Annotated in this window: 17 protein-coding genes; 11 read left to right on the forward strand and 6 right to left on the reverse strand. The window is 71.6% G+C overall.

The window, feature by feature from the left end; all coding sequences use genetic code 11:
* Window positions 1-833 precede the first annotated feature (833 nt).
* The gene (locus OP04_RS39990; RefSeq protein ID WP_051799824.1) at window positions 834-2,201 is read right to left on the reverse strand and encodes a serine hydrolase domain-containing protein; all 1,368 of its coding nucleotides are present in this window, start codon (window positions 2,199-2,201) and stop codon (window positions 834-836) included.
* 174 nt (window positions 2,202-2,375) lie between these two features.
* Between OP04_RS39990 and OP04_RS39995 the strand changes: the two genes are divergently transcribed.
* The 4 genes from OP04_RS39995 (at window position 2,376) to OP04_RS40010 (ending at window position 5,313) form a co-directional block, all read left to right on the forward strand.
* The gene (locus OP04_RS39995) at window positions 2,376-3,401 is read left to right on the forward strand and encodes an LLM class flavin-dependent oxidoreductase (protein ID WP_232323920.1); all 1,026 of its coding nucleotides are present in this window, start codon (window positions 2,376-2,378) and stop codon (window positions 3,399-3,401) included.
* A gap of 22 nt (window positions 3,402-3,423) precedes the next feature.
* Window positions 3,424-3,807, forward strand: a complete 384-nt coding sequence (locus OP04_RS50640; RefSeq protein ID WP_051799813.1) for a DivIVA domain-containing protein — start codon at window positions 3,424-3,426, stop codon at window positions 3,805-3,807.
* Window positions 3,804-5,012, forward strand: a complete 1,209-nt coding sequence (locus tag OP04_RS40005; protein ID WP_033345221.1) for a hypothetical protein — start codon at window positions 3,804-3,806, stop codon at window positions 5,010-5,012. Before OP04_RS50640 ends, OP04_RS40005 begins: the two co-directional genes overlap by 4 nt.
* Before the next feature lie 64 nt (window positions 5,013-5,076).
* Window positions 5,077-5,313 (forward strand): hypothetical protein, encoded by a 237-nt coding sequence (locus OP04_RS40010; RefSeq protein WP_033345222.1) that lies wholly within the window; start codon window positions 5,077-5,079, stop codon window positions 5,311-5,313.
* A 1-nt stretch (window position 5,314) separates the two neighbouring features.
* Here the strand turns inward: OP04_RS40010 and OP04_RS40015 are convergent, their stop codons facing one another.
* Window positions 5,315-5,626 carry a hypothetical protein gene (locus tag OP04_RS40015; RefSeq protein ID WP_033345223.1) on the reverse strand — a complete coding sequence of 104 codons (312 nt, stop codon included), beginning with the start codon at window positions 5,624-5,626 and terminating at the stop codon, window positions 5,315-5,317.
* A 157-nt stretch (window positions 5,627-5,783) separates the two neighbouring features.
* On the opposite strand from OP04_RS40015, the gene OP04_RS40020 reads away from it, so the two are divergent.
* Genes OP04_RS40020 through OP04_RS40035 form a run of 4 tightly spaced genes read left to right on the forward strand, consistent with a single transcriptional unit; the run spans window position 5,784 to window position 7,866 of the window.
* Entirely contained in the window at window positions 5,784-6,668 is an 885-nt protein-coding gene (locus OP04_RS40020; RefSeq protein WP_033345224.1) for a helix-turn-helix domain-containing protein, read from the forward strand.
* Window positions 6,661-6,852: a DUF397 domain-containing protein gene (locus OP04_RS40025; RefSeq protein WP_033345225.1), complete on the forward strand. Its 192-nt coding sequence runs from the start codon at window positions 6,661-6,663 to the stop codon at window positions 6,850-6,852. The genes OP04_RS40020 and OP04_RS40025 overlap by 8 nt, the downstream gene beginning before the upstream one ends.
* A gap of 46 nt (window positions 6,853-6,898) precedes the next feature.
* Window positions 6,899-7,414: an RNA polymerase sigma factor gene (locus OP04_RS40030; RefSeq protein WP_033345226.1), complete on the forward strand. Its 516-nt coding sequence runs from the start codon at window positions 6,899-6,901 to the stop codon at window positions 7,412-7,414.
* The gene (locus OP04_RS40035) at window positions 7,411-7,866 is read left to right on the forward strand and encodes a hypothetical protein (RefSeq protein ID WP_198154150.1); all 456 of its coding nucleotides are present in this window, start codon (window positions 7,411-7,413) and stop codon (window positions 7,864-7,866) included. The genes OP04_RS40030 and OP04_RS40035 overlap by 4 nt, the downstream gene beginning before the upstream one ends.
* Before the next feature lie 7 nt (window positions 7,867-7,873).
* Here the strand turns inward: OP04_RS40035 and OP04_RS40040 are convergent, their stop codons facing one another.
* Entirely contained in the window at window positions 7,874-8,239 is a 366-nt protein-coding gene (locus OP04_RS40040) for a VOC family protein (protein WP_033345227.1), read from the reverse strand.
* A gap of 52 nt (window positions 8,240-8,291) precedes the next feature.
* Here OP04_RS40040 and OP04_RS40045 point away from each other — a divergent pair, with 52 nt between their 5' ends.
* Entirely contained in the window at window positions 8,292-8,900 is a 609-nt protein-coding gene (locus tag OP04_RS40045; RefSeq protein WP_033345228.1) for a winged helix-turn-helix transcriptional regulator, read from the forward strand.
* A gap of 1 nt (window position 8,901) precedes the next feature.
* Here the strand turns inward: OP04_RS40045 and OP04_RS40050 are convergent, their stop codons facing one another.
* The 3 genes from OP04_RS40050 to OP04_RS40060 form a co-directional block, all read right to left on the reverse strand.
* Window positions 8,902-9,384 carry a hypothetical protein gene (locus OP04_RS40050; protein WP_033345229.1) on the reverse strand — a complete coding sequence of 161 codons (483 nt, stop codon included), beginning with the start codon at window positions 9,382-9,384 and terminating at the stop codon, window positions 8,902-8,904.
* A gap of 104 nt (window positions 9,385-9,488) precedes the next feature.
* Window positions 9,489-10,070 carry an AAA family ATPase gene (locus OP04_RS40055; protein WP_051799814.1) on the reverse strand — a complete coding sequence of 194 codons (582 nt, stop codon included), beginning with the start codon at window positions 10,068-10,070 and terminating at the stop codon, window positions 9,489-9,491.
* Between the two features lie 174 nt (window positions 10,071-10,244).
* Window positions 10,245-11,588, reverse strand: a complete 1,344-nt coding sequence (locus tag OP04_RS40060; protein WP_232323921.1) for a BNR repeat-containing protein — start codon at window positions 11,586-11,588, stop codon at window positions 10,245-10,247.
* A gap of 196 nt (window positions 11,589-11,784) precedes the next feature.
* Here OP04_RS40060 and serA point away from each other — a divergent pair, with 196 nt between their 5' ends.
* A complete protein-coding gene (serA, locus tag OP04_RS40065) occupies window positions 11,785-12,999 on the forward strand; it encodes a phosphoglycerate dehydrogenase (protein ID WP_033345231.1) in 1,215 nt (404 codons plus the stop codon).
* Between the two features lie 209 nt (window positions 13,000-13,208).
* Window positions 13,209-14,888, forward strand: a complete 1,680-nt coding sequence (locus OP04_RS40070) for an HAL/PAL/TAL family ammonia-lyase (RefSeq protein ID WP_198154152.1) — start codon at window positions 13,209-13,211, stop codon at window positions 14,886-14,888.
* Window positions 14,889-15,118: the final 230 nt, after the last annotated feature.

Genomic DNA, 15,118 nt, shown 5'->3' on the forward strand with positions numbered 1-15,118 from the left:
CGCGCGTCCAGCGCCACGCGCGTCCAGCGCCACGCGCGTCCAGCGCCACGCGCGTTCGGCGGCACGCGCGTCCAGCGCCACGCGCAAGCGGCACCCTCGCGCTACGCGCGGTGCATGCGGCGGCTACGTCGTCGGCGACTGGGCGACGCGCCTACAGGTTGGGCGATGACAAGAACCGGCACCGACGCCAGAGACTCGCAGTGGTCCGGCCCACCGCGGCCCTTGCGTTCTCGCTGGGCCGGCCAGAATGAAGCAGCGGGCACTCCGTGCCCGAAATTTCGCACTATCTACCCCAGGCTCGGGCCTGATGGTCGCGCTCCGCCCGAAATGCTGCGGCTGGGATGTCGCGCCGGCCCGCCGTCTCCCACCGATCGGGGCCGACGCGGGCCGAAGGGTGCCGCACAGGCGGAGGGTGAGCGCACGGTCGGCCAGGCGCCCGTCTTTCGCATTTATCGGTGCCGGCCTGGAGTGATCAGTCCATGGAGACCGAAAGGTCCACCGTCGAATGTACGTGGGAGTCGTTATCCGGCCCGAATAACGACTCCCACGTACATTCCGTCTTGATCGACTCAGGTCACGAACCCATGACTGGGCGCCATAAGGTGATATTTCGGGCGCGAGTGCGGCAGGAACCGCGAGAGCTGTGCCGGGGCGGCGTGCGGATACCCGCCTTCGGTCTTCGGAACCGGCGGCGGGACCGGCTCCGAGCGACGAGCGGAGCGCCGGCGGAGCACGCCGCGAGGTTTGCCCGCGGGAGCAACGCTGCCGGACCACGCCGGAAGCGGGCACAGGACATGGGCCTTGAATGTGATCGCGTGGCGCGAGGCGGGGCGTCAGGGGGTGGCGCGGAGGGTGGCGCGGCCGCCGTGGAGGAAGCGGGCGTGGCCGGACGGGGTGGTGCCGACGAACGCGTAGACGGGGTGGGCGGTGCCGGGGTGGGTCCGGACGATGAGCGTGTCGTCGGTCAGGTGGACCAGTTCCTGCGGGGGTGAGGGCGGGCCGAGCTGGGTGAAGATGCCCTTCGGGGCGTCGTGCAGCCAGACCCGGCCGGCGGTGTCCTGGGAGACCGTGAGGTCGGCGACGCGGGACGAGTAGACGCCGAGGTAGCGGGACGCGTCGAACGGGGCGGGGGACGACGGCACCGCGGCAGGCGGCGGGAGGACCACGCCGGTCAGCGCGCGGATCAGCGGCGGGATCAGCGCGAGGTAGAGCGAGGACGCGTCGCCGCCGTTGGTGAGCAGCGCGACCGCGACGTTCCGGTCCGGGACGAGGCGGAGGAACGCGGCCTGGCCGATGGTGCCGCCGTCGTGGCCGATCACGCTGCCGGAGTCGTCCATGATCTCCCAGCCGAGGCCCCAGCCGGCGCCGGGCATGCCGGGCGCGGGACGGTCCGCGGCGCGCTGCTGCATGGCCTTGACCGCGTCCTGCGAGACCAGCCCGTCGCCGGCGCGCAGGTGCAGGCGGGCGAAGAGCAGCAGGTCTCGGGCGCTCATCGCGAGCATGGAGCCGGCCGGCGAGTTGGAGCGGGGCAGCGCCCAGATCGGCGCGGTCTCCAGCGGGCCGCCGTCTTCGGCGCGGAGGTGGCCGACGGCGGCGCGGTGCAGGATCGCCTCGTACGCATCCGTGGCGACCGTGGACGCGCCGAGCGGACCGGCCAGGTACGCGTGCAGGCAGGCGTCGAACGGGCGGCCGCGCAGCACCTCCACGATGCGCCCGAGCACGGCGAAACCGGCGTTGTTGTAGGAGAGCATGGCTCCGGGCGGGAACAGCTGGGGCGTGTCGCCGAGCGACGCGACGAACCGGGCCACGCAGTCGTCGCCGCGGCCGGTGTCGGTGAACAGGTCGCCCTCGAAGCCGCCGGTGTGGCACAGCAGCTGCCGGATCGTGACCGTCGCCGCCGCGTCGGCCGAGCCCAGGCGGAACTCCGGCAGGTAGCGGCGGACCGGCGCGTCCAGCTCCAGGCGGCCCTCGTCGGCCAGCTGCATGACGAGCGTGGTGGTCCAGACCTTGGTGATCGACCCGACCTGGAAGATCGAGTCGGTGGTGGCCTCGACGCCGGTGCGCGTGTTGAGCACGCCGTGCGCGAGGTCGATCTGCGCGCCGTCCGCGTAGACCGCCAGCACCGCGCCCGGGACCTGGTGGCGGGCGAGCAGCGGTGGCAGGCTGTCGCGCAGCGCGGATCCGATCACATCGAGAGACATGAACACAACCCTAGAACGAACAAACGACCCGATCGGGGTGTACGGAATCCATCGCGCTCTATTCGTACCGTGGCATGCAATTGATCTGGATTTGCAGGTCGCGGGAATCGAGCGAATGGCCGTGCGGTTGACTGGCCGCGTCGCCCCGGTCGACGGGGTCTGAGCGAGGAGCGGATCGTGGAATTCGGGCTGGACACCTTCGGCGACGTCACTGTCGGGGCGGACGGCAAGCGACTGCCGTATGCACAGGTCATCCGCGATGTCGTGGAGCAGGCCGTGCTGGCCGAGCGCGTCGGCGTGGACGCGATCGGCGTGGGTGAGCACCACCGGGACGACTTCGCCGTGTCCGCGCCGGAGGTCGTGCTGGCCGCGATAGCCGGGCGCACGTCGACGATCAAGCTCGGCACCGCCGTGACCGTGCTCAGCTCCGACGACCCGGTGCGCGTGTTCGAGCGGTTCGCCACGCTGGACGCGGTCTCGCACGGCCGCGCCGAGATCACGCTGGGCCGGGGCTCGTTCACGGAGTCGTTCCCGCTGTTCGGCTACGAGCTGCGCGACTACGAGAAGCTGTTCTCCGAGAAGCTGGATCTGATGGCGAAGCTGCTCGACGAGGCGCCGGTGACCTGGGAGGGCACGGTCCGGGCCGCGCTCGACAAGCAGGAGGTCTATCCGAAGACGGAGTCCGGCCGGATCTCCGCCTGGGTCGGCGTCGGCGGCAGCCCGGAGTCGGTGGTGCGTGCCGCGCGCTACCGGCTGCCGCTGGTGCTGGCCGTGATCGGCGGCGACCCGGTCCGGTTCGCGCCGTACGTCGAGCTCTACCACCGCGCGCTCAGCGAGCTCGGCGCGGAGCCGCTGCCGGTCGCCGTGCACGCGCCCGGCTTCGTCGCGGAGACGGACAGGGAGGCGGCGGACACGCTCTGGCCGCACCTGCGCGTGATGCGCGACCGGATCGGCCGGGAGCGCGGCTGGCCGCCGCTGACCCGCACCAGCTTCAACGCGGACATCACCGAGGGCGCGCTGCACGCGGGCTCGCCGGAGACGGTGGCGCAGAAGATCGCCCGCACCGTGCGCGCGCTCGGGATCACGCGGTTCGACCTCAAGTACTCGAACGGCACGCTGCCGCACGACGCGATGATGCGCTCGATCGAGCTCTACGGCACCGAGGTGATCCCGCGCGTGCGCGCGCTGCTGGCGAATTGACCGGCGTGGCTACGGTGGCGGCGTGCGTACGTGGCTGATCTACGGGATCGTCGGCGTGGCCGGCGGCGCGGCCGGGTTCTTCGGCAGTCGTTCCGAAGGGGCGCCCACCTGGGTCTCGGTGCTCATCGTCCTGCTGTGGTTCACCGGCCTGTGGCGGATCAGCCGAAGGCAGCCCGGTGCTCCGCCGGCCTCCCCCTCCGCCGCCCTCACGGTCGTGCTGCGCGGCTATGACATCGGCGAGGTCGACGCGGTGCTGGCCCGGATCGACGCGGTCCAGGATCCGGCCGCACGCGCGTCGCTCGCCGCGGAGCTGCGCGGCACCGCGTTCACGGTCGTGCTGCGCGGCTACGACCGCGGCCAGGTCGACGCCCACCTGCGCGCGGTCGCGGACGCGCTGTCCGCATGATCCGGCGCATCGTCGCGGTGCTGCTGTCGCTGCTGGCGGTGGCCGGCGCGGTCCGGTTGACCGCTCCGGCCGTCGCCGCAGACCACGATCAAGAGCCGCCGGGGGTACGCCGTCAGCTCGCATTCCTCCGCTCCGCGCTGGACGGCGGCGCCGCCACGGACGCGCAGTCGCTGTTCCCGGAGGGCTACTTCTTCCTGCACGCGCTCTACGGACTGTCCTGGGTGGAGCTCGGGCAGCGCGGCGTCGCGGTCGGCGAGGCCGCGGACGAGGCCGCCTGGGCGCTGTCCCGGCTGGAGTCGGACGAGGGCCGTGCCGTGTTCGACGCGGGCGCCACCCCGGCCTACGGCGTCTTCTACGCCGGCTGGACGAACTGGCTGCGCGGTGGCCTGCTGACGATCCGCGACGACCCGGCGCAGCGGGCGCTGTTCCTGGCCGGCTCGGCCGCGCTGGCGGCCGCGTTCGACGCCTCCCCCACGCCGTTCCTGGACGCGTACCCCGGTCAGGCCTGGCCGTGCGACTCCACGGTGGCGATCGCGTCGCTGCGACTTTCCGGGGATCCCCGGTTCACCCCGACGATCTCCCGCTGGGTCTCCGGCGTGCGCGACCGGCTCGACCCGGCGACCGGGCTGATGCCGCACACCGCCTCGCCCGCGGTCTCCGGTGCGCGCGGCACCTCGCAGGCGATCATCCAGCGCTTCCTGGTGGACGTGGACCCGGTCTTCGCCCGCGAGCAGTACCTGCTGTTCCGCACGCAATTCCTCGATCGGCCGCTCGGGCTCGGGCCGGCCGTGCGCGAGTACCCGCACGGCACGGACGGGCCGGCCGACGTCGACTCCGGGCCGCTGCCGCTCGGCATCAGCCTCTCCACCACCGTGGTGGCGCTCGGCGCGGCCCAGGTGCACGGCGACACGTCGCTGGCCGCCGGGTTCGCCTCGTTCGGCGAGTTCGCCGGGCTGCCGTTCGACACGTTCACCACGAAGCGGTACGCGGGCGGCGCCGTCCCGATCGGCGACGCGTTCCTGGCCTGGTCGAAGACCGCACGCCCGTGGACCGCGGACACGACGGCCGCTCCCCCGGCCGTGATCGGCCGGTGGTGGCGGGTGCCGCTGCTGACGATCCTGCTGATCCTCGGCCTGGCGCCGTGGCTTCCCGGAATCGTGCACCGGGTGCGGAACCGGGCGCGAGGGCCGATGGCGTCGCCATGATCGGCGTACCACCGTAGAGTGATGTCCTGACGCGTCCTTGATCGGTAACCGGGAGACCCCTCACGTGAGCACCACCGACGAGTACCACTACTCAGTCTCCGGCGTGCCCGCCGTGGAGACCGACCACCCCGGCCACACCATCGCGCCCGACAACGTGACCGTGGTCTTCGACGACGGCGAGTTCCGGCAGCTGTCGATCAGCGGCCAGTGCGTGGAGTCCCCGCGCGTCCGCGTCACCCGCCGCTTCAAGAAGGCGAAGCGCGTGCCGGAGTGGGCGCAGCAGTACCTGTCGCTCGACTGACTCAGCGCCGAGGGGGCGCGACGGCGGTGACCGGCGGCAGCCAGCCGGTCGGCTTGATCGCGCCCTCGCGCAGCGCCGTCACGGCGACCAGGATCTCCAGCTCCCGGGTGTCCACCCGGCCGTCGTGCGACATGCGGTGGCCACGGACCGGGACCCATTCCGCGCCGGCCTGGATGCGGTCGACTCCGACCTCGGAGACGCGCAGGCCGAGATAGCCGATGCCGTACCGGTAATCGCGCTCGTGCAGGCCGAGGACCGTTCCGGGAGTCAGCCGCGGGATCGGTGGTGGGGCGGCGGGGCGGGTATTGAGCATCTCCGTCGTCCTTCCGTGGTACCGACGTGTTCCGAAGTAGACCCTCGCGTCGTCGTACCCTTTTGGAAAGCTCGGCACCGGAAATTCCGGTATTCAGGTTTCCGGGCGTGCTTTCCGAGAGAGACCGACCTCTCAAAAACGACGACGAGGAGACGGCATGCCGACAGACGGCGGATCGTCCGTACCCCGAAGGCAGCTCGGTCGTTTACTACGCCAGGCCCGCGAGGAAGCCGGCATCAAGCTCAAGGACGCCGCCGCGCACCTGGAGATCTCGCTGGCCCGGATGTCGCGCATCGAGGGCGGCGAGGCGCCGGTCAAGCTGATCGAGGTACGGGCCGCCGGCGAACTCTACGACGCACCGGAGGACATGCGCGAGGTCATGCTCGGGCTGGCCGCCGCCGCGAAGGAACGGGGCTGGTGGCAGGCGTACGGCAGGGCGATACCGAGCTGGTTCGAGCTGTACGTGGGCATGGAGGCGGCCGCGTCCCGGCTGCGGCACTACGAGAGCGGCGTCATCCCCGGCCTGCTGCAGGAGGAGGCGTACGCCGCGTTCGTGCTCGGCGCGGACCCGGACACGCCGCAGGCCGCGGTCGCCCAGCAGACCCAGGTGCGGCTCCAGCGCCAGCAACTGCTCTCCCGCCGCGCGCCGCAGCCGCCGCAGCTGGAGGTCGTCATCGAGGAGACCGTGCTGCACAAGCCGATCCCGGACCGTGCCGCCTGGGCCCGCCAGCTCGCCCACCTGGTCAACATCTCCGCCGCGCGGCCGAACGTGAGCGTGCGGGTGATACCGAAGGAGCGCGCGCTGCATCTCGCGAGCTTCGCCGGTTCGTTCGTCCTGCTTGACTTCCCGGCCATCCGGCTGCGCAAGCCCGAGCCGAGCACCGTCTACATCGAAGGGCTGACCGGCGCGTTGTATCTGGACGAGCCCGAAGAGGTGAATACTTTCGAAAGGGTCTGGACAACGTTGGACCGGGTTGCGCTGGACCGCAATGATTCGGACGATCTCATAGGCAACCTGATCAAGGAGTACGTCGATGACTGACCTGAGCGGCGCGCAGTGGCGCAAAAGCAGTCGGAGCGGCACCGGCGGTGGCAACTGCGTCGAAATCGCCGACAATCTGACCGGCTTTGTCGCCGTCCGCGACAGCAAGGATCCGGAAGGCCCGATCCTCACCGTCAGTACCGCCGCGTACCGCGCTTTCACCGCGCACCTCGCCGGCCGATGAACCTGCCGCCCTCCTTTCCCGACTGAGCTCGGTGAGAGGAGGCGGGATGACTGACGAACTGCTGGTCGTCCGCGCCCAGCTCGGCGAGCGTGACGCGTTCGCCGGGCTGGTCCGGGAGTGGCACGAGCCGGTGCACGCGTTCGTGCGCCGCATGCTCGGCCCGGGAGCCGCGGACGACGTGGCCCAGGAGGTGTGGCTCGCGGTCGTACGCGGGCTGCCACGATTGAAGGACCCGGCGCGGTTCGCGCCGTGGCTGTTCAGCATCGCGCGGCGGGCCGTGACGAACCGGTTGCGCGCGGAGTACGCCCGGCCGGCGGCCCCCGGCCCCGGCCCGGAACCGGACATCGGGGACGCGGTCGTGGACCGGGCCCTGGTCGCCGCCGGGCTGGCCGGCGTGCCGGTCCTGGAACGCGAGCTGCTGATCCTGTTCTACCTGCAGGACCTGTCGCTGGAGACGTGCGCGGAGATCTGCGGCGTCCCGGTCGGCACGGTCAAATCACGGCTGTCGCGCGGCCGACGCCTGCTGCGCACCTCACTCGCGCAGAAGGGACACCACGCATGAACGCGGACGACATGCTCCACCGGCTCGCCGCCCCGCTGTCACCGGCCCGCCGACTCGTCACCGTGGTCACGCTGCTCGGCGGCCTGGGCGGGGCGACCGTGGCCGGCACGCTCTGGGCCACCGAGCCCGCACTGCCGCCGGCGACGCAGGCCGCGTTCGCCGCCATGGTGGCGATCGGGCTCGGCTGGTGCGGCTGGGCCGTCTGGGTGCTGACCCGCCGCACGCCGCTCTTCGCCCGCGACCGGGTGGTGGCGGGCTGGCTCGGGCTGGCCGCATCGTCGCTGCTGGCCGCGTTCGTGACGGCGGTGACGATCTCCCGCGACCGGCTGGCACCGGCCGCACTCGGGATGGCGGCGGTGCTGCTGGCCGCGGCTCTGATCAACCTGATCCGGGCACGGTCGCACCGGGCGGCGCTGCTGCGGCGCAAGCGGGAGCTCGGCGGCCCTCGGTGACAGCCCGCTACTGACCGGCCAGCCCGATGAGGTTGCCCTCCGGGTCGGCGACGTGGGCGACGACGAGCGTGGAGCCCGGCGCCGTGGCCGGGCCCATGACCCGGGTGCCGCCCAGCGCGATCGCCTGATCGAGGGCCGCGGCCACATCCGGCACACCGATGTAGAACACGGTGTGCGGGGTGTGGCCCGGTCCGCCCCCGACGCCGCCCGGGATCGTGCCCGGCTCGGTGAAACCGTAGGTGCCCGGGTCCGACACCGCCGGCACCGTGCTGCCGCCGACCGCGAACTCCCAGCCGAACAGCGCGCCGTAGTAGTCCCGCAGCCTGCCCGGATCCCGTCCGGTGATCTCGAAGTGCACGACCGGATTCGTCATGCCGTGACCGTACCCATAGCGGTTGTTAAAAACAACCGGTTACGATCACCGCGTGCCGACCAGCCGGAGCTACCAGGACCCGTGCGGCATCGCCCGCGCGCTCGACGTGGTCGGCGAACGCTGGGCGCTGCTGGTCGTCCGCGAACTGCTCCTCGGCGGCCGCCGCTTCTCCGATCTGCGCCGCGCGTTGCCCCGGTCCAGCTCCAACATGCTCGCCGACCGCCTCCGCGAACTCGAGCGGCACGGCGTCGTCCACCGCCCGCACCCGCCGGCCTACGAACTCACCGCGTGGGGCCGCGACCTGGAGCCGATCGTCCTGTCCCTGGGCGACTGGGCACTGCGCCACGTCCCGCCACCCTCAGGCCCGCTGCACCTGAGCCCGGTCTCGATCCTGCTGTTCCTGCGCGGCGCGGTCCGCCCCGGCCCGCCGCTGACCGTCCGCCTCGACCTCGACGACACCACCTGGACGCTCCGCGTCACCCCGTCCTCCGTCGTCGTCACGCCGGGCCCGCCGCCCTCGTGCGACGTGTCGCTCACGACGACACCGCTACAGCTCAACGACCTGGCCGCCGACCGCTTCGGCCCGTCCCTCGACCACGCGCTGGCCACCGGCGCCGCCGCCGTCTCCGGCGACCGGGATCGCCTCCGCACGCTTCTCTGACCTACCCCGGCCCGAAGTTCCAGCGTGCGGGCAGCTCGCCCCCGCAGAGCGCGCACGTGAAGTCGTCGTCCCGGACGATGTTGCGCTCGCGGCAGTCCGGGCACCGCCGGAAGACCACGGTGTACGTGAAGCGGCCCGGGTGCGCGAACCCGGCGCTCTCCGCGGCGGCCGCGACGGCCGCCCACGAGCCGGGATCCGGGCAGTAGCCGGTCGACTGGTTGGTGGCCTCCGTGATCTCCCCGCCGCCGGCGAAGATCAGCTCACCCGCGGCCAGCACCGGTTCGCCGTCCGCGCAGGCCACGTGCTCGCTCCGGCGCGGGGCCACGCGCAGCGTCCCGTCCACGGTCACGACGAAGGTGACCGGCTCGCCGACCATCCAGGACACGACGTCGGCCGCCGACCGGAGGTCCACGCTCCCGGCCCGCACCGCCTCCCGCCGAATCTCCTCCGGCCCGACGTACCGATACCGCCGCCCTCCCGCCACGCCCGGAACCTACCGCGCACAGCCCCCACCGGCCCAGGCGAATACCAGGACCCAGGTCCCGGCGGTGAGATTCGTGGCTTGGGGCGGGCGTCCAGGTGACTGTGTCAGTTCTCGGTGTCGCTCGTGGGTGTGCGGGGGCTCGCCACGCTCAGGTGCTCGTGCATGAAGGCCAGGCGGGAGGCGGGGTCGGTCTTGGGGAGCGCGATCAGTTCGTAGCCGTGCCGGGTGTAGGCGGTAGCCAGGGCGTCGTGGGTGCGAACCGCCTCGTCGAAGTCCTGGTGGCGTTCGCTGTCGGTGACGTAGATGTGTGGCCAGGGCGGGGCGATGAAGACGCGATGGTGGTAGCGGAACAGGTCGGCCGCGGCGGAGACGTGCCGGGGAACGGGACGGTTGAGCAGGAGGTAGTAGCCGACGAGGTCGGGCACGCCGCGATCGAAGAACACCGTGGTGTCATGGTGGGCGGCCTGGCGGTAGGACCGCATTTCCCAGGCCAGCATGATCTCCGCGAACAGGAGCTGGTCCGCGGTGTGCAGGGCGTGCCCGCCGATGGCGCTCTGGTCCCGGATGATCTGCCGGCCGGCCTCGTCGACGCAGGTGAAACCCTGCTGCCGGAGGCCCTGGATCAAGGTGGTCTTTCCCGCTCCGGGTCCTCCGGTGATGACGACGAACGTACCGGTGGGATGCATGTCTTCTCCTCTGGTGGTCGTCGGCCCTCCCGATCGGACATGGTCGCGCCGGGAACCTGCCGACGCGTTCATCGCCTGGCCGTGGCGCACGTGGAGAAGTCGTCGGACGGCCGAAGCCCGCCGTACCGAAGGACAGGTTTCGGGTTGCCGGTTGCGGCGGATCGTGATCTGTGGTCAGCCCAGCCGGATGTCCAGCACGCGGATCGAGGACGGGGTCGTGCCGGTGGAGCGGCGCTGATAGAGGATCGAGAGGACGCCGTCACCGGCAATCCGGGAGCGGTCGACCACCACCTCGCCGAACGCGTTGAGGCCCGCCCCGTCGAAGACCAGTGTCCAGTCCGTCCAGTCGCTCGCCCGGGTGGCGGAGACGACGCGGCCGAACGGGAGCACCACATATGCGTTGTCGGCCGCGTCGAAGACTATCTGGGAGCGGCCGGTGGCGTTGAGCGCGAACGGGATCTCGATCTTGCGCCAGGCACCGGTGGCGTCGCGGCGGAGGTGGAAGGCGCGGGCGTACGAGATGCGGTTCTGGACGTAGTTCGTCACGCACTGGGTGAAACGCCCCGGGACGTAGCTGATCACCACGTGCGGGCGGCCGGTCGAGTCGATCGCCTGGCTCTCCTGGTTGATCAGGCCGTGGTCGACGCTGAGCGGGTCCACGACCAGGCCCGCGCCGGTGACGCCGACCCGGGTGCCGCCGGTGGTGCCGACCACGGTGCCCGCGTTGTTGCGCCAGGTGCGGCCACGGTCGTCGCTGTAGACGTAGCCGGTGTCGTGGTTGGCCAGGCCGCCCGCGTTGCAGAGCACGCCGGTGTTGCCCTCGCGCCAGGTGAAGGCCGCGTGCAGCCGGCCGTCAGGTCCGTAGCGGAGGCCGTGCAGGTACATGTTGCGGGTGGTGCTGGTGACGCCGTTCGACGAGTACGACCCGGTCGCGGACGACCAGATGCCGAGCCGCGCCCAGGCCCCGGACGTGTACTCGGCCAGCTCCAGCGTGCCGTTCCCGGACCGCCCGGTGCGGTAGCTGAGCTGCAGGCGCCCGTCCGGCGTGGCGAGGAACCGGGGGTAGGTGATCGCGCCCAGTTCCACGCCGCCGAGCGTGCGCTGCTCCGCGCCGAACCGGGACGCGACCCACGACGCGCCGCCGCCGGCCAGCCCGGCCTCGGACCGGTAGTAGTAGATCGTGCTGTCGTGCGTGTCCAACGCCACGTGCAGCCGCCCGTCGGCGGGTGAGATGCCGAGCGCGATCACGTTGTGCGAGTCGTCCACGCTGAGCCGGTGCGGCAGCCGCAGCGTCTCCCACGTGCCGGCCGGCAGCGTGCGCCGGGCCAGCACGGCCTCGCGGGTGGAGGTGTACCAGGCCGCGTACTGCCGGCCGCCGTACGTGACGATCGCCTCCTGCTGGAACGCGTTGTTGTTCACCAGCCCGTCGTAGGAGACGAAGTAGAGCGCGCTCGCGTCCAGCTCCGTGTCACTGATCCGGGTGACCGGCGGCCCGGCCTGCGCGGCTGCCGGATACATCAGCACAAAAGCGACCAAAATAGCGCCCCACCTGCGCATGCCGGACCACCCTCCATCGAAGTCGATGAATTCTCGCGCGCGCTGCGGCGTCACGCAATGTGGGACCCGGTCGGCCGCTCCCGGAAACCCGCATGCGGGGCTCGCTAAGGTGGGACCGACCCACCCCAGCAGCTGGAAATCCGAGGATTGACACCCGATGATCGACGACGGTAAAGCGCGAGTCCTTCTCCTGGAGAACATCCACCCCGACGCGGTGGCCCGGTTCGAGTCCGAGGGCTATGTCGTGGAGTCCGTCTCCTCCGCGCTCGACGAGGAGGAGCTGATCGCCCGGATCGAGGGCGTCACGCTGCTCGGCATCCGGTCCAAGACCAGGGTCACCGCGCGCGTCATCGACGCCGCGAAGGACCTGGCCGCGATCGGCGCGTTCTGCATCGGCACGGACCAGATCGACCAGGCCGCCGCGTCCAAGGCCGGCGTCGCGGTCTTCAACGCGCCGTTCTCCAACACGCGCAGCGTCGTCGAGCTGGCGCTCGCCGAGATCATCGCGCTGACCCGCCGGCTCACCGAGAAGAACACCGGCATGCACGCGGGCACCTGGGACAAGGCCGCGGACGGCAGCCACGAGGTCCGCGGCCGGCGGCTCGGCATCGTCGGCTACGGCAACATCGGCACGCAGCTCTCCGTGCTGGCCGAGGCGCTGGGCATGCGCGTCTACTTCTACGACAGCGCGGACAAGCTCTCGCTCGGTAACGCGCGCCGCTGCAGCACGCTCGACGAGCTGCTCGACGTGGCCGACATCGTCACCATCCACGTCGACGGCCGCCCCGGCAACAACGGCTTCTTCGGCGAGGAGCAGTTCGCCCGGATGAAGCCCGGCAGCATCTTCCTCAACCTCTCCCGCGGCCTGGTCATCGACCACGACGCGCTCCGCCGCCACCTGGAGAACGGCCACATCGCCGGCGCCGCCGTGGACGTGTTCCCGGTCGAGCCGAAGGGCCGCGGCGACGAGTTCCAGTCCCCGCTGCGCGGCCTGCCGAACGTGATCCTCACCCCGCACATCGGCGGCTCCACCGAGGAGGCGCAGGCCGACATCGGCGCGTTCGTCTCCAACAAGCTGGCGACGTACCTGACCGAGGGCAACACGACGCTCAGCGTCAACCTTCCGTCCGTGGCCCTCCCGCCGCACACCACCGGCCACCGCCTGGTCTACCTGCACCGCAACACGCCCGGCGTGCTCGCGCAGGTCAACAGCGTGCTCGCGGAGCACTCGATCAACGTTGAGGGCCAGCTGCTCGCCACCAAGGGCGAATACGGCTACCTCCTCACCGACATCGGCATCGACTTCACGCCGGAAATGGTGAACCAGCTGGCCGCACTCCCGCAGACGGTCCGGCTGCGGGTCCTGGCCTAGCGTCTTCGCGCGGGAGGGCGACGCGCTCTCCCGCGCTTTCCGGGAAAGGCGATCTTCCCGGCCGCGACGCGCGGCCCGCGGCGCCGGACCCGGCCCGCAACGTCGTGGAGGGCAGGATCGTCGCGCGGTTTGCCGTGGTACGTCCTTCGTTGGTGTGAATGTCGGGCGGAACCCGGCGATGGCGCCCGAGGGCTCCCAGGCTGTGTGACGTGCAGAAGATCAAAATCGTGTCGGCGCTGGTAGTGGTGCTGACGCTGAGCCTGGCCGGCGCCGTTCCCGCCGAGGGCAGTCCACAGTCCGCGATCACCATCGACGGCGATTCCCTGACCCTCGAGCAGATGTTCACGCTGCTCGATGACGACGACGTGGCGGTACGGCTCGCGCCCTCGGCCGCGGCCCGGATGCAGCGGTCCCGGCGGGGCGCGCTCGCCGCGCTCGCCGGCGGGCAGCGCGTCTACGGCTGGAACCAGGCGCTCGGCCCGCTCAAGGACAAGCCGCTCGACGACGGCGAGCAGCGTGCCTTCCAGCAGCACATCCTGCGCTCGCACGCCGCGGGGACCGGGACCGCGCTGGAACCGGGCGTCGCGCGACTGGCGCTGGTGCTGCGGGCCAACTCGATGGCGCGCGCCGCGATGGGTGTCCGGCCTGCCGTGGCACAACGGCTGCTCGCCCTGGTCAATGCGGGTGTGACGCCGAAGATGCCGTCGATCGGATCGCTCGGCACCGGTGATCTGCAACCGATGGCCGCCGCCGGGCTCGTCGCGTCCGGCGAGTCCGCCCCGGCGGTCGTGGCGGGCCGGGAGTTGCCCGCCGGGGAGGCGCTGCGGAAGGCCGGGCTGCCTGCCGCGTTCCGCTTCGAGGCCGGCGAGGCGCTCGCCCTGATCAGCGGCAGCAGCGTGCTCACCGCCCGGTACGTCGACGCGCTGCGGCGCGTGCGCGATCTGTCCGAGGAGTTCGACGGCGCGTTCGCGCTGTTCCTGGAGGCGACCCGGGCGGAGGCCGGGTCGCTGGACGCCCGCACCCATGCCGAGCGCCGCATTCCCGCGCAGTCGGAGGCCGCCGCCCGTCTGCGGTCCCTGGTCAAGGGCAGCGGCTGGATGACCGACGCCGGGCGTGCCGCCTTCGGCGAGGACCACCCGCGGGTCCAGGACGCCGTCTCCGTGCGGGCGGCCCCGCACATCCTCGGCGGGCTGCGCCAGACCCTCGGCGAAGCCCGGACCATCGTGGAACGCGAGGCCAACGCGTCCACGTCCAACCCGCTCGTGCTGCCCCGCGACGGCGGCGGCTACGAGTTCGTGATGGGCGGCAACTGGGACGCCGCGCAGATCGGCCACGCTGTCGACACCCTCAACGCGGAGAGCACCGACCTGGCGATCCTGTCCCACGAACTGTCCGGCCGGCTGCTGTCGGAGAAGTGGAGTTACGGCCTGCCCGCCAACCTCGCCGGCGGCAAGGTCGGCCTCAACTCGGGCCTCGTGCAGATCTCCACGGTGGCGACGGCGCTCATCCCGGAGATGCAGGCCGCCGCGTTTCCCGCCGGGGTCCTGTCCCGGCCGGTCAAGTTCGGTCAGGAGGACCACAACACCATGGCGATGGCCTCGGTACGCAATCTGCACGCCAATCTCGACCGCCTGGAGACGGTGCTGGCCGTGCAGTGGCTGATGGGCGCCCAGGGCATCGATCTCGCCGCGCCGAAGATGGGCTCGCTGCCGCTCGGCGAGGGCACGAAGGCGCTGCACGCGGCGGTCCGCGCCCGGATCGCGCCGCTCGTCGAGGACCGCCACCAGACCCCCGATCTGGAGGCCATGGTCACCCTGCTCCGAGGCCCCGAACTGCTCACCGTCCAGCGCCGCGTCACGCCTGCCCTGACGATGCGCGCCGCGGCCTAGCGGGACCGGTATCCGGCGCGTTCGGGTCCGGGTGGATTCAGGGCGAAAGATCGCTGACCGCGTCCCGGCGCCGGAAGGGCCCGCGCCGCCGTTGCCGGGCAACCGAAGCCATCCATGATGGACCACCGCATCACGCTGTGCGGATCATTGACGTCTGCGGAAACGCGGTCCGCGTGCGGCCCTGACCGCAATTGTGCCGACGTCAATGATCCACTCCTGTCTTCGGGCAG

Source organism: Catenuloplanes japonicus (assembly GCF_000717135.1).
Classification (GTDB): domain Bacteria; phylum Actinomycetota; class Actinomycetes; order Mycobacteriales; family Micromonosporaceae; genus Catenuloplanes; species Catenuloplanes japonicus.

Bases quoted from the DNA above. Each gene is read 5' to 3' on its own strand.
- OP04_RS39990 (WP_051799824.1), bottom strand. From the start codon at position 2,201: ATGTCTCTCGATGTGATCGGATCCGCGCTGCGCGACAGCCTGCCACCG.
- OP04_RS40005 (WP_033345221.1), top strand. From the start codon at position 3,804: ATGATCCGGCGCATCGTCGCGGTGCTGCTGTCGCTGCTGGCGGTGGCC.
- OP04_RS40015 (WP_033345223.1), bottom strand. From the start codon at position 5,626: ATGCTCAATACCCGCCCCGCCGCCCCACCACCGATCCCGCGGCTGACT.
- OP04_RS40020 (WP_033345224.1), top strand. From the start codon at position 5,784: ATGCCGACAGACGGCGGATCGTCCGTACCCCGAAGGCAGCTCGGTCGT.
- OP04_RS40025 (WP_033345225.1), top strand. From the start codon at position 6,661: ATGACTGACCTGAGCGGCGCGCAGTGGCGCAAAAGCAGTCGGAGCGGC.
- OP04_RS40030 (WP_033345226.1), top strand. From the start codon at position 6,899: ATGACTGACGAACTGCTGGTCGTCCGCGCCCAGCTCGGCGAGCGTGAC.
- OP04_RS40035 (WP_198154150.1), top strand. From the start codon at position 7,411: ATGAACGCGGACGACATGCTCCACCGGCTCGCCGCCCCGCTGTCACCG.
- OP04_RS40040 (WP_033345227.1), bottom strand. From the start codon at position 8,239: ATGACGAATCCGGTCGTGCACTTCGAGATCACCGGACGGGATCCGGGC.
- OP04_RS40055 (WP_051799814.1), bottom strand. From the start codon at position 10,070: ATGCATCCCACCGGTACGTTCGTCGTCATCACCGGAGGACCCGGAGCG.
- OP04_RS40060 (WP_232323921.1), bottom strand. From the start codon at position 11,588: ATGTATCCGGCAGCCGCGCAGGCCGGGCCGCCGGTCACCCGGATCAGT.
- serA (WP_033345231.1), top strand. From the start codon at position 11,785: ATGATCGACGACGGTAAAGCGCGAGTCCTTCTCCTGGAGAACATCCAC.